The sequence below is a fragment of the Haloarcula rubra genome (assembly GCF_019599465.1).
Classification (GTDB): domain Archaea; phylum Halobacteriota; class Halobacteria; order Halobacteriales; family Haloarculaceae; genus Haloarcula; species Haloarcula rubra.
The window spans coordinates 133,387-148,044 of the sequence record NZ_RKLR01000001.1; the positions used below are offsets into that span (position 1 = coordinate 133,387).

Consider the following 14,658-nt stretch of genomic DNA (forward strand, 5'->3'; position numbering starts at 1 on the left):
TTGGTTGGCAAGAAATCAAAGGTAGTGCCTTCCAGCCCCATCCGCGCCGCTCTGGCCCTCCTCTGTGCAGGTGCCGTCATCTACGCGACGGCGCTGTTCCCCGCTGCGCTGGACGTAGAACTCCGGCAACAGGCACCCGTCGAGGGGACGGCACCGACGCCGACCCCGACGCCCGACACGCCGACCCCGACACCAACGTCCTCGCCCACGCCCACGGCGACACCGACCGCGGCACCGCCACCCGAGGCGGACGGTGGCGGCGGCCTGCCGGACCTCTCCTTCCTCCCGACGTTGCTCGCGTTGCTCGGCCTGACAGCCGTGGGCTACGTCGGCGTGGTGCTGGTCCGGTCCAGCGACGGCTACGGAGAGGCAGACATCAGGCTCCCTTGGGTGGGACGTATCCCACTCCCGTTCGCTGGCGTCGTCCAGCGGATTCCGCAGGTCACGGCCACCGTCCTGCTCGCCGGTGGGGGCGGCCTCGCCCGAGTCGCGGCGGGCGTCGGCACGGTGGTCCGGGGCGTCGGGCACGGCGTCGCGGCCGGTCTGGGCCCCGTCGGCAGGATACTCGGACGGTCGGTCACCGCCCTCCCGGGTGCGCTCGCCATCCTCGCGACGGCACCGGTGCGGTCGCTGGCCGGGCTGGCCGGTGGTGGCCTGTTCGCGTCGCTCCGCGACGGCTTCGAGCGCCCCGGCTTCGTGGAACCGGACGACCCGACGACAGAGGACGCTCGGACCGCCGCGTCGGTCCCGGTAGGTAGCGACGCCGGCGAAGACTCGAGTCCGCTTACGATACGCGAGGCTTGGGAGCGATTGACCGACGCCGTCCCGGTCGACAATCCGACCGCCACGACGCCCGGCGAGTACGCACGCGAGGCGATAGCCGCCGGCCTCCCCGCGGGACCGGTCTGGCGACTGACCGAGGTGTTCCGGGCCGTCACCTACGGCGGCGAGTCGCCGTCGACCGGTCGGGCGGAGGCCGCCCGTGACGCACTCCGCGACGTCTTCGGCGGAGGTGACGAGTCGTGAGCGAGACGGTGACCACGGACGAGCGCACCACCGACGAGGTGACGGTCCCGACCCGGGACACCGCGACGGACCCGGACGAAACCGTCACCGCGACGCGGTCGGCACGGGCGAGAGTCGACGGCACGGTCGACCGGGACGACACCGGCGGCTGGTGGCGGCTGTTCGCCGCCGTCGGACTCGTGTCGCTCCTCGCCGCCGTCGTCGTCGCGACGGTCCCCGGACTCGTCGGCTCGCTGGTCGGTGCCGGGACGACGGCGACGCTCCGTGCCGCCATCCCGGCGACGGCCGGCCTCGTCACACTGCTCGGCCTCTACGGCGTCGTCACACGGTCCCACGCCGCGGACAGCGACGACCCCGCCCCCGTGGAACTCCCGACGGCTACCCCCGAGTCGATGCAGGGGCCTACCCAGACCGTCGTGGGCGACGACGTCGACGACCTGCTCGACCGCATCGACGGTCGCGTCGACCCCTACGACGGACTCGAAGCGAGTTACGCGGCCGACGTGCGCCGGCGACTCCGCGAGACGGTCGAACGGACGCTCGTCCGCCGTACGGGACTAGACGCCGAGGAGGCCCAGGACGCGGTCGAGGCGGGGACGTGGACCGACGACCCTCGCGCCGCGTCGTTCCTCGGCGGCGACGGCGTCCCGGACCCGCCGCTCGGGCGACAGGTCCGCGACTGGGCCAGCGGCGAGGGGTTCGACCGCAAGGTCGACGCGACGCTGGCCGAGATTCGGCGCCTTCGGGGAGGTGACGGCGCGTGAGCGAGCGACGGCGGGGTCGCCGCGCCGTCGGTCTCTCGGTCGCACTCGTGACCGGCGCCGCCGGCCTCGCGACCGGGAACGCGGCCATCTTCGTCGCCTCGACGGTCGGCCTCGTGTACGCCGCCTACGAGAGCGCGACGCGACACCCCGAACCCGAACTGACCGTCGAGCGGACGCTCGAACCGGCCGCGCCGCTCCCGGGCGACGAGGTGTCGGTGACCGTGACGGTCCGCAACGAGGGACGCAGGCACCTCCCGGACGTGCGCGTCGTCGACGGCGTCCCCGACCGCCTCCGTGTCGTCGACGGGTCGCCACGGTTCGGGACGACGCTCGACGTCGACGACAGCGCCGCCTTCGGCTACAGCGTCAGGGCGCGACGCGGCGAACACCCGTTCGGCGAGACGACCGTCGTCTGCCGTGACCTCGCCGGGACCACGGAGTCCCGTGCGTCGGTGACCGTCGAGACGACCATCGACTGCGGCGCGGACGTGGAGTCGCTCCCGCTCTCGGCACGCGAACTCACCCAGACCGGACGCGTCCAGACGCAGGCGGGCGGCGACGGCGTCTCGTTCTACGGCATCCGCGAGTACCAGTCGACGGACCCGATGCGACGCATCGACTGGAACCGCTTCGCCCGGACGAGCGAACTGTCGACCGTCGAGTACCGGGAGACGGCCGCGGCGAGCGTCGTCCTGTTGGTCGACACGCGGCACCCTGTCGCGGCGCGGCCACGCGACCCCGACGCGGTCCAGTTCTGTACGTACGCCGCCGAGCGACTGGCCGAGACGTTACTGGCCGAGAACGACCGGGTCGGTGCCGCCACCTTCGACGACTGTGCGTACCTCCGCCCCGCGGCCGACAGGAACCAGTACCGCCGCCTGCGGGCGTTCCTCGCCGCCGTGACGGGCGGCGACGGCGTGACAGCCGACGGACAGCGGGACGACGGCGAGGTCGGCCGCCTGTTCCCGCCCGGCGCCGAACTGCGAGCGAACCGCCCCTCCCCGACGGGGTCGGCACCGGACCGCCACGGACCGGTCGCGGACGGCGGCGACGCCGTCGAGACGCTCGACCGTCGCCTCCCCGACGAGGCACAGGTCGTGTTCTGTAGCCCGCTACTGGACGACCGGGCGGCCGACGCGGCCAGACGTCTCGCCGCGTACGGCCAGGCGGTGACCGTCGTCAGCCCGGACGTGACGGCGTCGGAGACGGCCGGCGGCACCCTCGCGGGGTTCGACCGGGACGAACGCATCGACGGCCTCCGCGGGACGGTCCGCGTGGCCGACTGGACGCTGACGGACCCGCTCGCGAAGACGCTCGCGCGGGCCACGGAACGGTGGTCGGCGTGACGGGTCTCGACGCCCGCCCGGTCGAGTCGACGGCGGCGCTTGCGGGGACGCTAGCCGTCGTCGTCGCACTGGCCGTCGGCCTCGGAGTCGGGTCCCCGCTGCCCGTCGCGACGAGCGTCGTCGGGGGACTAGCAGTCGCCGGCGGCGCGTGGGCACTGGACCGGGAGACGAACGCACGAACCGCGGCCGGGAGCGTCGCACTCCTCGCGGGGTCGCTCTGTCTCGGCCTCGCGCTGTACCTCGGGCGCGGGAGCTACGCCCTCCCCGTGTACGCCGGCATCGGCGTCGCGGTCGCGCTGGTCGCCGTCGACGCCACGACCGGGCTGGTCGAGAGCGAGTCGCTCGGGACGGCGTTGCGCGAGAACGGGAACGCGCTACTCGTCGGTATCGTCATCGCTGTCCTGCTGAACCTGAACGCCCAGTTCGGTGTGGCGACCGCGTTCTTCGGGGCGCTACTGGCCGCCGCGGTTGCCACCCCGCTGGGCGCGTTCGTGACGCTCCAGCTAGCGGTCCTCGGCGTCCTCGGCCTGCTTTCGCGTGCCGTCCCGGTACTGACCGACTGGGTCCCGGAGACGGGTTCCGACGGTCCGCTCGCGACGCTCGACGACGTGGCCGTCTCGCCGCGAGCGCTCCCGAGGGCGGTCTGGGGCGTCGTGGGCCTCGAAGTGCTCGTCGCGCTGAGTCCCGTCGGCCGGTCGCTGTTCGCCCTGTTGCTCGACAGCGTCCCCGTCGTGGGGCCGCTGCTCGAACTGGCGCTCGGGTGGCCGCTCCACGTCCTCGTCGGACTCGTCGGCGCGGCGCTGTCTGCCGTCCTCCTCGCCGACGCCGCGCAGGTCTGGGTGGTCGACTGGCTCGGTGACGACCCCGCGCGGACCCTCGCTCTGCAGGCCGGCGGTCTGGTGGCCGTCGCTGCCACCCTCGTCGGCACCGCCGTCGCGTCGGCGCTGGGGGTCACGCCCCTGTCGGTAGGCACGGCCGGCGTGGCGCCGCTCGTCGGTCCGGCGGGCGTCGTGCTCGGCGGGGCCGTCTCGCTGCTGTTGCTCGTCGGTATCGCCCTCCAGATACCGTCCGTGCTCTCGGCCTACGGGCTCCTCCCGTCGTCGACGGCCGGGTTCGCGGCCGGGAGCGCTCTCCTGTTCGTGACGACGCTCGCCGCCGCGGAGATGGGGCTGGCCACGCCGCTGGTCGTCCTCGGCGTCGCCGGCGCGATACTCGTCTGGGACACCGGCGCTCACGCCCGCAACATCGGCGACCACCTCGGCCGGGCCGCCGACTCGACGGACAGCCAGTTCGTCCACGTCACGGGGAGCGCGCTAGTACTGGCCGGCGGCGTCGGGCTGGCCCTCGCCGCACGCTACCTCCTCGTCCCGGTGCTCGCGCCGCCTGCCGACCCGACCGCCGCTGGCAGGTCGGCTGTCGCGCTCGGCCTCGTCGTCGTCGCCGTCATCGCGTTCGGCGTCGCCATCACGCTCCGAGACGGCCGTCCGGCCGGCGAGTGATACCGGACCCGAGGACAGACACTTTTAGGCCGTCACGGCGAAGGGCGAGGCATGTTGCAGGGAGTCAACGTCGTGTTGGGGGTCTCAGGCTCCATCGCCGCGGTCAAGACGGTGGAACTGGCCCACGAGTTGCGTCGACAGGGGGCGTCGGTCCGAGCGGTGATGACCGACGCGGCGACGGGTATCGTCCACCCGTGGGCCGTCGAGTTCGCGACCGAACACGACGTGGTGACGGAACTGACCGGGCGGGTCGAACACGTCGACCTCTGCGGGGTCGACGGGTGGGGGGACGTACTGCTCCTCGCGCCGGCGACGGCTAACTCCGTCGGGAAAGTCGCGGCGGCCATCGACGACACGCCCGTGACGACCTGTGCCACGACGGCGCTGGGCGCGGGACTGCCCGTCGTCGTCGCGCCGGCGATGCACGAACCGATGTACGACCACCCCGGCGTCCTCGACGCCATCGAGCGCGTCGAGTCGTGGGGCGTCGAGTTCGTCGACCCGCGCGTAGAGGAGGGGAAGGCGAAGATAGCCACGGAGGAGGCTATCGTCACCGAGGTGGCCCGCGCCGCCGGAGACCGGCCGCTCGACGGCCGGCACGTCGTCGTCACGAGCGGGGCGACCACCGAGTCCGTCGACCCCGTACGGACGCTGTCGAACCGCGCGTCGGGTCGCACCGGGCGTGCGGTCGCACGGGCCTGTTACGTCCACGGCGCGGCCGTGACGCTCGTCCACGACAGCCCGGACGTCCCGTACGCCACCGTCGAAGCGGTCGAATCGGCCGCGGAGATGACGGCGGCCGTCGCCGACGTGGCGCCCGACGCCGACGCCCTCGTCTCCGCCGCGGCCATCTCCGACTACACCGTCGACGCCGCCGACGAGAAGATACAGAGCGGGCAGGACGACCTGACGCTGACGCTCGAACGGACGCCGAAACTCATCGACACCGTCCGCGAGGACAACCCCGACCTCCCAATCGTCGGGTTCAAAGTCGAGTCGACGGCCGACGACGAGACGCTCGTGCGCAGAGCCCGCGACGTCCTCGAACGGGCCGGTCTCGCGTTCGTCGTCGCCAACGACGCGAGCGTGATGGGGGCGGCCGACACCCGCGCGCTCGTCGTCCGCGCCGACGAGACGAGCGAGTACGTCGGCGACAAGCAGGGCCTCGGCACGCGAGTGGCGGCGGAACTCGCCGACGAACTCGGGGACCGGGCCTCGCCAACCGAGTGATTGCGAAATAGTTTTGCGTATCCCGTGGTTCGCTTTCGGTAACGACTGTAGCGTGCGTCAACCACCCAAAAACAGGATTCTCAACTACTACCGTGACTGCATCTGACGCCCGCCGTCTACTGGTGCCGGTCGACGACTCGGTGACCTTGCGGAACACCGTCGCCTACGTCGTCGCAGAGGCCGAGACGGCGGCCACGGACGGGCCGGTCGAACTCCACTTCGTCGACGTCGCCACCACCCGGTCGGTCGACCCGGACGCCCCGGAGGAACTCTCCGAGGCCACCGAACTACTCGAACGCGTGGAGGTGTGGGTCGAAGAGGACCTCGGCGAGGACCCGCCGACGGGTATCAGCGTCGAGACGGCGGTGCTGGGTGCCGACCGCTACCTCTTCAGCCCCGGCGACTACGCGGAGGCGATACTCGACTACGCCGCCGACGTGGGGGCCGACCGAATCGTCCTCGACCCGGAGTACAGCCCCGGCGGTGCGACGCCGATGTTGCGTCCGCTGCAACTCGAACTGACGCGCGACGACATCGCCGTAGAGGAGGCGCCGGTCGAGCGACGGACAGAGGCGACAGTCCTCGGCCGGGCCGCCTCGCTCCCGAAGTACCTCACCGTCTTCGGCGCGTCGTACCTGTTCTACATGCTGTTGAGCGCGTGGAAACCGCTCGACTTCCTCACCGGCTTCTTCACCGCGACGCTCGTGGCGGTGCTGTTGGCTCCCGTCGCGTTCAGTCAGCAACCCTCCGTCTTCCGCGTCGGGAAGCAACTCGCTCGGATGGCGGTGTTCGTGCCGTACCTGCTGAAGGAGATCGCCGTCGCCAACCTCCAAATCGCGTACGTCGTCCTCCATCCGAGTCTTCCCATCGACCCGAAAATCGTCGAACTGCGAGCGGCGGTCTGGGGCGACGCCCCGGTGACGACGCTCGCGAACAGCATCACGCTCACGCCGGGCACGCTCACGGTGGATGTCACCGACCGCGCGTTCGACATCCACTCGCTGACCGCCGGGTCCCGCGAGGACCTGTTCGCGGGCGGCCTCGAACGGGCGGTCAGGTTCGTCTTCTACGGCCGAGAGGCGGCAGCCATCGCGTCGCCCCGTGAACGCGGGGACGACGGGGAGGGGCAGGATGGTTGAGTTCGCGACGGCGCTGCTGGCCATCGCGGCCGCGTTCGTCGTCTTCGCCGTCGTGGCGCTGTACCGCGTCTTCGTCGGCCCGACCATCCACGACCGGGTCATCGCCGTCAACGTCATGGGGACCAACACCGTCATCGCCATCGCGCTCGTCGCCGCGGCGTTCCAGGAGTCGGTGTTCCTAGACGTGGCGCTGGTCTACGCCCTGCTGAACTTCCTGCTCTCGATAGCGTTCTCGAAGTTCAACGTCGAACACGGGGGTGTGCTATGACGCCCGTCGAGTGGGGTATCGTGGCCCTCGCCCTCGTCGGCGCCTTCTTCGGTGCCGTCGCGGCGCTGGGCATCGTCCGGTTGCCGGACGTGTACACCCGCGCACACGCGGCGTCGAAGAGCGACACGCTGGGTGCCGTCCTCACCGTCGGCGCGGCCGCGCTGGCCCTCCAGTCGGACATCTCGACGGTGAAGGCCGTCTTCCTGCTCACGTTCATGTTCCTCACCAACCCGACGGCCGCCCACGCCATCGCCCGGGCGGCACAGGACCAGGGTATCGAACCGTGGACGCTCGACGACGGGGAGGGAGAGACGTGACGCTGACCGCCCTCGAAGGCGCACTGCTCCTGTTCGTCGTCGGGTGTGCGCTCGGGGCCGCGCTGCTGCGCGACACGCTGGCGTCGGTGATGTCGTTCGCCGCGTACAGTCTGGGCGTCTCCATCATCTGGCTCATCCTGCAGGCCCCGGACGTCGGCCTGACCGAAGCGGCGGTCGGTGCCGGCATCATGACCATCCTGCTCCTGGTGGCGCTGGCGAACACGGTCACGCCCGACGCCGACCGACTGCTGGAACCGGTGAACGTCCGGACGGTACTGCTCGTGGGCACGTTCGTCCTCGTGATGGCGGCCACCGTCCCCGCGCTGCCGGCCATCGGCGACCCGAGTTCGCCGGTCGTCGGCGGCGAGGTGACCCAGTACTACCTCGACAACGCCTACGAGCAGACCGACGTGAAGAACGCCGTCACCGCGGTGCTCGCGGCCTACCGTGGGTTCGACACGCTCGGCGAGGCCGTCGTGGTGTTCGCGGCCGGCGTCGCCGCGCTGACGGTCCTCCGTCGGGAGGTGTTCGCATGAGCGTCGACGACCAACCCGGCCTCTACGTCGAGAGCACCATCATCATGACGACGGTCCGGGTCGTCGCGCCGTTCGTCCTCACGTTCGCGCTGTTCATCATGTTCCACGGCGCGGACTCGCCGGGCGGCGGGTTCCAGGGTGGCGTCATCGCCGGGTCCGTCGTGTTGATGCTCGCCTTCGCCTACGGTATCGAGTCGACGCGACAGTGGCTGGACGTGCGCGTCGTCGTCGCGCTCGCGGCCGGTGGCGTCCTCACCTTCGCCAGTATCGGCCTCGGCACCATCGTCCTGGGCGGGCAGTTCCTCCAGTACACCGAGTACGAGGTGTTCCTCTCGCACGCGAGCAAGTACGGTATCGAACTGGTCGAACTGGGCATCGGCGCCATCGTCGCCAGCGTCGCCATCGGCCTGTTCTTCCTGCTCGCGGCCGGGTTCGGGCACGTCGTCGACGAGGAGGGTGAGGCATGATACCGTTACAACTGGACCTGCTGACGACGCACTACAACTACTACGCCGTCGTCCTGTTGCTGGGCATCGGCCTGTACATGCTGGTGGAGTCGGCGAACCTGGTGAAGAAGGTCATCGGGATGAACGTCTTCCAGACCGGCATCTTCCTCTTCTTCATCACGCTGGCCTACCGCACCGGCGGGAACCCGCCGGTCATCACCGACGGCGGCGGCCCCTACGTCAGCCCGTTGCCGCACGTCCTCATCCTGACGGCTATCGTCGTGGGCGTGAGTCTGACGGCGGTCGCACTTGCGCTCATCGTCCGCATCTACGCGGAGTACGGGACGCTGGACGAAGACACACTGGAGCAACTCTACTATGATTGAACATCTCCCCGTCTTGCTGGTCGTGTTGCCCATCGTCGGCGGGACCGTCCCGCTGGTAGCCAGTCTGTTCACCGACCGCGCCGGGTGGCCCGTCGCGACGCTGACCGTGTTCGTCCACGCGGTGCTGGCCGGACTGCTCGGCTGGACCGTCTGGACCGAGGGCGTCGTCTCCTACGCCGTCGGCGGGTTCGCCGCACCGTACGGCATCGAGTTGGTCGTCGACGGCCTCTCGGCGTCCGTCGTCGTCCTCGTCGGCGTCGTGGCACTCGGCGTCCTCGCCTACGCGCGACACGCCGGCCCGCACTCGAACGCCTTCTACAGCCAGTACCTCTTGTTGGTCACCGGCCTCACGGGGATGACCGTCACCGGCGACGTGTTCAACCTCTACGTGTTCCTCGAAATCACGGGACTGGCCGCGTACGGCCTCGTCGCAAGCGGCCGCGAGGCGAGTTCGGCCGTGGCGGCGCTGAAGTACCTCATCATCGGCACGGTCGGCGCGTCGCTGTACCTCCTCGGCGTCGGCTACGCGTTGGCGGCGACGGGGACGCTGAACATGACCGACCTCGCGGACAAACTCGCGGCGGTCGGTTACGACTCGACGCTCGTCCTGACGGCGTTCGGCCTGATGGTCGGCGGACTCACGGTGAAGGTGGCCCTGTTCCCCCTGCACACGTGGCAACCCGACGCCTACGCGAACGCGCCGGACAGCGTCAGCGCGTTCATCTCCGCGCTCGTCTCGACGGTGTCGGCGTACGCTCTGGCCCGACTGCTGTTCTCGGTGTTCACCGTCGAATTCCTCGAAGCGGTGCCCGGTGCCCGCTGGGCACTGCTGACGCTGGCCTCGGTGAGTATCGTCGCCGGCAGTGCTCTCGCCGTCTCACAGAACAGCGTCCAGCGGATGCTCGCGTACTCGTCGGTCTCACAGTTCGGCCTCGTGATTGCGGGGTTCACCGTCGCGACGCCCATCGCCGTCGTCGGGGCGACGGTCCACCTGCTCGGCCACGCCGTGATGAAAGGGGGCCTGTTCGCCGCCAGCGGCGTCATCGAGCGTGAGACCGGGGCGACCACCGTCGGCGGCTACGCCGGGATGGCCGCCCGGGCCCCGGTCGCCGCCGGTTCCTTCGCCGTCCTCGCACTGGCGATGGTCGGCGTCCCGCCGGCCGTCGGGTTCGTCGGGAAGTGGTACATCGTCGTCGGCGCCGTCGAGGCCGGCGTCTGGCCCGTCGTCGCCGTCTTACTGGCGAGTACGCTCCTGACGCTGGCGTACTTCGCCCGGCTGGTCGAACGGCTCTACTTCGCCGAACCGACCATCCGCGAGGAGGCCGCCGTCGCCGACGGCGGGGCGAGCGTCTCGACGGGGATGATAGCCGTCGTCGTCGTCGCGGCCGTCCTCGCCGTCGCACTCACCGCCGCCGTACCCGCACTCGAACAGGTGCTCGAACAGACGCTCCCCCCACTCCTGAACCAATGACAGACGTCGCATCCATCCGACCGCTGCTCGCAGTCCTCGTGTCGGCCGTCGCCATCCCGATTATCCTCTCGCTGAAGGGGCGACCGAACGTCCGCGAAGGCGTCACGCTCACCGTCGCCGCGGCGAAGTTCGCCATCGTGGCCAGCATGGTGCCGGGCGTCCTCTCGGGGACGGTGTACGTCTTCTCCTTCGGTCAGTTCGCCACCGGCATCCAACTGGCTCTGCGGGCCGACCCGCTGGGCCTCCTCTTCGCCGCGCTGGCGAGTCTGCTGTGGATAGTGACGAGTTTCTACTCCATCGGCTACATGCGCGGACTGGACGAACACGCCCAGACCCGGTACTTCGCGTCGTTCGCCGCGAGTCTGGCCTCCGCCGTGGGCGTCGCCTTCAGCGCGAACCTGCTCACGCTGTTCGTCTTCTACGAACTGCTGACGGTGTCGACGTACCCGCTGGTCACCCACGACGAGACGGACGAGGCGCGCGCGGCCGGTCGAAAGTACCTCGCGTACACCTTCGGCGGCGGCGTCGCCGTCCTCGGCGGCACCGTCCTCGTGTTCTTCCTCACCGGGACGACGGCGTTCACCCCCGGCGGCATCGAGGCGCTGGCGACGGCCGACCCGACGCTCGCCCGCGCGGCGTTCGCGCTGCTCGCGGCCGGGTTCGGCGTGAAGGCGGCGCTGATGCCGGTCCACTCGTGGCTCCCGGACGCGATGGTCGCGCCGACGCCCGTCTCGGGCCTGCTCCACGCCGTCGCTGTCGTCAAGAGCGGCGTGTTCGGCATCGCTCGCCTCGTGCTGGACGTGTACGGGACGGACCTGATGAGCGACCTCGGCGTGGACCTGCCGCTGGCCGCCGTCGCCGCGTTCACGCTCCTGACCGCGAGCGTCATCGCGCTCCGACAGGACAACCTCAAACGACGGCTGGCGTACTCGACTATCAGCCAACTCTCCTACATCGTCCTCGGGTTGGCCTTGCTGGAGGGGCAGGCGCTGGTCGGGGGGTTGCTCCACATCCCCGCCCACGCGTTCATGAAGCTCACCCTGTTCTTCTGTGCGGGCGCCATCCACGTCGAGACCCACACCGACGACATCAGCGACATGGCCGGCATCGGGACGCGGATGCCGCTCACGATGGCCGCCTTCGCCGTGGCGTCCGCGGGGATGGCCGGCATCCCCCTCGTGGCCGGGTTCGTCAGCAAGTGGTACCTCGTCATCGGGGCCTTGGAGGGCGGCGGCCTCGTCTTCGCCGCCGCGCTGCTGGTCTCGGGCGTGCTCAACATCGCGTACTTCTGGCCCATCGTCTATCAGGCGTACTTCGAGTCGCCCGAGAGCCACGACGAGAAACCGCTCGTCGAAGCGGTGCTGGGCGGTCGCTCGGTTCGAGCGGACGGCGGTGACGCCGAGACCGTCGACCCAGAGACCGAGGAAGCGGCGGCCGACGACGACGAGGTCCCCGACCCCCAACACATCGACCACCTCGGGAAACACCGCGAGGACGTCGAACACCACGGCGGTCCGCCGGCCAGTGGCTGGGACCAGCGCAACTGGCGCGGGGCCGAGAGCACGTGGTTCATGCTCGGCCCGATTCTGACAGCGGCGACGCTGTCACTGTTGCTCGGCATCGTCCCGCGTGGCGTCGTCTTCCTGCGAATCGTCGAGACTATCGTCGGGAGTCTCCCGGGGGTGGTGCTCTGATGGCGACCGGACCGCTGACGGCGGTGCCACCCGTCGTCGTGTTGCTGGCGGTCGCCGTCCTCGTCGCGTTCCTCCCACGACGGGTCGGCCACGCCCTCGGCGTAGCGGCGACCGGGGCAGCGACCGTCTGGGCGTGGGTCGTCCCGTCGGGCGCGCACCTCCAGACCACGTTCCTCGGCTTCGAGGCCGTCCTCCTGAACGTCGACGAGTTCTCGCGGCTGATGGGACTCATCTTCGGGTTCATCGGCGCCGCCGCGGTCCTGTACTCCTACGCCAGCGAGGCCGAGAACGTCCAGACGGCGTTCGCGCTCTCGTACGTCGCGACCAGTTTCGGTGCCGTCTTCGCCGGGGACTGGCTCACGATGCTGTTCTTCTGGGAGTTGATGGCTATCACCAGCACGTTGCTGGTGTGGCACTACCGCGGCGCGGCGGTCCGGGCCGGCTTCCGCTACGCGCTGTTCCACGGCATCGGCGGGACGCTCCTGATGGCGGCCATCCTCCAGAACTACGTCGCCAAGGGGACCTTCCTGTTCGCCTCCGTCCCCGGCGGGCCCGAGACTGCCGGTATCGTCGCCGGCCTGCCCGCCGCGCTGGCGGCCGTCGGCATCGGCGTCAACGTCGGCTTCATCGGCCTGCACGCGTGGCTCCCGGACACCTACCCGCGGCCCCACGTCGCCGCGAGCGTCTTCCTCTGCGTGTTCACGACCAAGACCGGCGTCTACGGGATGTACCGCGCGTTCCCCGACGGCAACGTCGCCATCGCGTACATGGGCGGCGGGATGGCCGTCTTCGGCGCCACGTTCGCGCTGTTCCAGAACGACATGCGCCGCCTGCTCTCCTACCACATCCAGTCGCAGGTCGGCTACATGATAGCCGGCGTCGGCATCGGCGGCGCCCTCGCACAGGCCGGGGCGTTCGCCCACGTGTTCAACCACATCCTCTACAAGGGCCTGCTGTTCATGACCGCCGGCGTCGTCGTCTACCGCACCGGCGAGGAGAGCCTGAAGAAACTCGGCGGCCTCTGGCGGGAGATGCCGATTACGGCGACGGCGTTCACCGTGGCGGCGCTCTCCATCGCCGGGTTCCCCGGCTTCAACGGGTTCGTCAGCAAGGGCATCGTCATCGCCGGGAGCCACTACGACTTCGTGAAGGGGCCGCTGTACGTGGGCGGCCGGACGACGCTCGAGTGGCTCCTCCTCATCGGTGGCGTCGGCACCTTCATGTCGTTCATCAAGTTCGGCTACTACGCCTTCTTCCACGGCGAGTACGACGGGAGCGTGACCGACGCCAACCGCCTGCAGAGCGTCGCGATGGTGACCGTCGCGGCGCTGTGTGTCGGCTTCGGCGTCTTCGACGGCGCGCTGTTCAGCATCCTGCCGTTCGACGTCACCGACGGGGCCGTCGTCTCGCACGTCTACACGACCTACACCGTCGACCACCTCGTCGAGGGACTGGCGCTCGCCGCCGCCGGGCTGGTCGGGTTCGCCCTGACGAAGAAACCGCTCTCGAAACTCGGTCGCGTCCCCGACGTCGACTCGCTGTACAACCCGACGGTGTTCTACGGGACGCGAGCGCTCGTCGTCGGCGTCACCGAACTGTACGCCGCCGTCGACCGGGCCGTCGTCGGTGCGACCAACACACTCACCGTCGCCGTCACCGACCCCAACGCGCTGTACGACCGCGTCGTCGGTGCCGACGAAGACGAACCGGCCTATCCCCTCCGGGCCGGTATCGGGTTCAGTATCCTCGTGCTCGCCATCTTCGTGACAGTCGCGTTACTCTTACTACCCTGATAGCTGAGGGTATTTTCACAGTGGATAATCGGTGCCGTCCATTTATATACACACGCACTGTCTCAATCAAGTAAGGACACTGCGAGACGGGCGGATACTCTCCGCTATCGGCTCGACTCGAAAGTGTCGGACACAAGACAAACCATGGACATCAAACGATTCTTCGACGACGACGACGCCGTCTCTCCCGTTATCGGCGTCATCCTGATGGTCGCCATCACAGTTATCCTCGCAGCGGTCATCGCAACGTTCGTGCTCGGTCTGGGCGACCAGGTCAGCAACACCGCGCCGCAGGCGAGTTTCAGCTTCGACTACGATAGTGCAACTGGTGACGGTGAGTTAGATATCACTCACGATGGTGGCGACACTATAGAAGCTCAGAACCTGCAGATAACTTCTGATACCAGTTTTGACGGTACTGGCACTGTCTCTGGACAAACATCAGCTGCGTTCACCGAGTTCGCCGCGTACAGTGACGGAAGCGAGATTTCGGCAGGGACTTCAGTTACCATTGAAGCAAGTTCCTCAGGAGACTTAGATGACGGTACCGTCCGCGTCACCTTCCAGTCTGACCAAGGCGACAACTCCGCAACGCTCGCCGAGTGGTCCGGTCCGGACGCCTAAACACGTCGCTGCTTTTCTTTCGACTCGGGCACCAGACGACTAGCGGACCGTACCGATTATTACCGTCGACTCGCATGACTACGACACATGATTCGGGTCGGGCGAAGGGAAGTGACCGG

At 69.4% G+C, this 14,658-nt stretch carries 15 protein-coding genes; all 15 read left to right on the forward strand.

Features of this window, described 5'->3' with window-relative positions:
• Positions 1-24: 24 nt before the first annotated feature.
• The 15 genes from EGH21_RS24340 (at position 25) to EGH21_RS00795 (ending at position 14,539) form a co-directional block, all read left to right on the forward strand.
• The gene (locus tag EGH21_RS24340; protein ID WP_220616561.1) at positions 25-1,026 is read left to right on the forward strand and encodes a DUF4129 domain-containing protein; all 1,002 of its coding nucleotides are present in this window, start codon (positions 25-27) and stop codon (positions 1,024-1,026) included.
• Positions 1,023-1,790, forward strand: a complete 768-nt coding sequence (locus tag EGH21_RS00730) for a DUF7269 family protein (RefSeq protein ID WP_220616562.1) — start codon at positions 1,023-1,025, stop codon at positions 1,788-1,790. Before EGH21_RS24340 ends, EGH21_RS00730 begins: the two co-directional genes overlap by 4 nt.
• On the forward strand, positions 1,787-3,136 hold the full coding sequence (locus tag EGH21_RS00735) for a DUF58 domain-containing protein (protein WP_220616563.1): 1,350 nt from the start codon (positions 1,787-1,789) through the stop codon (positions 3,134-3,136). Before EGH21_RS00730 ends, EGH21_RS00735 begins: the two co-directional genes overlap by 4 nt.
• Positions 3,133-4,635 (forward strand): DUF7519 family protein, encoded by a 1,503-nt coding sequence (locus EGH21_RS00740; protein WP_220616564.1) that lies wholly within the window; start codon positions 3,133-3,135, stop codon positions 4,633-4,635. The genes EGH21_RS00735 and EGH21_RS00740 overlap by 4 nt, the downstream gene beginning before the upstream one ends.
• 51 nt (positions 4,636-4,686) lie before the next feature.
• Positions 4,687-5,865, forward strand: a complete 1,179-nt coding sequence (coaBC, locus tag EGH21_RS00745) for a bifunctional phosphopantothenoylcysteine decarboxylase/phosphopantothenate--cysteine ligase CoaBC (protein WP_220616565.1) — start codon at positions 4,687-4,689, stop codon at positions 5,863-5,865.
• Positions 5,866-5,957: 92 nt separating this feature from the next.
• A complete protein-coding gene (locus EGH21_RS00750; RefSeq protein WP_220616566.1) occupies positions 5,958-7,004 on the forward strand; it encodes a monovalent cation/H+ antiporter subunit E in 1,047 nt (348 codons plus the stop codon).
• Positions 6,997-7,272, forward strand: a complete 276-nt coding sequence (locus EGH21_RS00755; RefSeq protein ID WP_220616567.1) for a cation:proton antiporter — start codon at positions 6,997-6,999, stop codon at positions 7,270-7,272. The genes EGH21_RS00750 and EGH21_RS00755 overlap by 8 nt, the downstream gene beginning before the upstream one ends.
• Positions 7,269-7,589, forward strand: a complete 321-nt coding sequence (gene mnhG / locus EGH21_RS00760; RefSeq protein ID WP_220616568.1) for a monovalent cation/H(+) antiporter subunit G — start codon at positions 7,269-7,271, stop codon at positions 7,587-7,589. The genes EGH21_RS00755 and mnhG overlap by 4 nt, the downstream gene beginning before the upstream one ends.
• Positions 7,586-8,125 carry a DUF4040 domain-containing protein gene (locus EGH21_RS00765; RefSeq protein WP_220616569.1) on the forward strand — a complete coding sequence of 180 codons (540 nt, stop codon included), beginning with the start codon at positions 7,586-7,588 and terminating at the stop codon, positions 8,123-8,125. Before mnhG ends, EGH21_RS00765 begins: the two co-directional genes overlap by 4 nt.
• Positions 8,122-8,592: a Na(+)/H(+) antiporter subunit B gene (locus tag EGH21_RS00770; protein ID WP_220616570.1), complete on the forward strand. Its 471-nt coding sequence runs from the start codon at positions 8,122-8,124 to the stop codon at positions 8,590-8,592. The genes EGH21_RS00765 and EGH21_RS00770 overlap by 4 nt, the downstream gene beginning before the upstream one ends.
• The gene (locus EGH21_RS00775) at positions 8,589-8,957 is read left to right on the forward strand and encodes a cation:proton antiporter subunit C (RefSeq protein ID WP_220616571.1); all 369 of its coding nucleotides are present in this window, start codon (positions 8,589-8,591) and stop codon (positions 8,955-8,957) included. The genes EGH21_RS00770 and EGH21_RS00775 overlap by 4 nt, the downstream gene beginning before the upstream one ends.
• A complete protein-coding gene (locus EGH21_RS00780; protein WP_220616572.1) occupies positions 8,950-10,428 on the forward strand; it encodes a monovalent cation/H+ antiporter subunit D family protein in 1,479 nt (492 codons plus the stop codon). The genes EGH21_RS00775 and EGH21_RS00780 overlap by 8 nt, the downstream gene beginning before the upstream one ends.
• Positions 10,425-12,122 (forward strand): cation:proton antiporter, encoded by a 1,698-nt coding sequence (locus EGH21_RS00785; protein WP_220616573.1) that lies wholly within the window; start codon positions 10,425-10,427, stop codon positions 12,120-12,122. Before EGH21_RS00780 ends, EGH21_RS00785 begins: the two co-directional genes overlap by 4 nt.
• Complete coding sequence (locus EGH21_RS00790) at positions 12,122-13,915, forward strand: Na(+)/H(+) antiporter subunit D (RefSeq protein WP_220616574.1); 1,794 nt, start codon at positions 12,122-12,124, stop codon at positions 13,913-13,915. Before EGH21_RS00785 ends, EGH21_RS00790 begins: the two co-directional genes overlap by 1 nt.
• Before the next feature lie 144 nt (positions 13,916-14,059).
• A complete protein-coding gene (locus EGH21_RS00795) occupies positions 14,060-14,539 on the forward strand; it encodes a type IV pilin domain-containing protein (RefSeq protein WP_220616575.1) in 480 nt (159 codons plus the stop codon).
• The last annotated feature ends 119 nt before the right edge of the window (positions 14,540-14,658 follow it).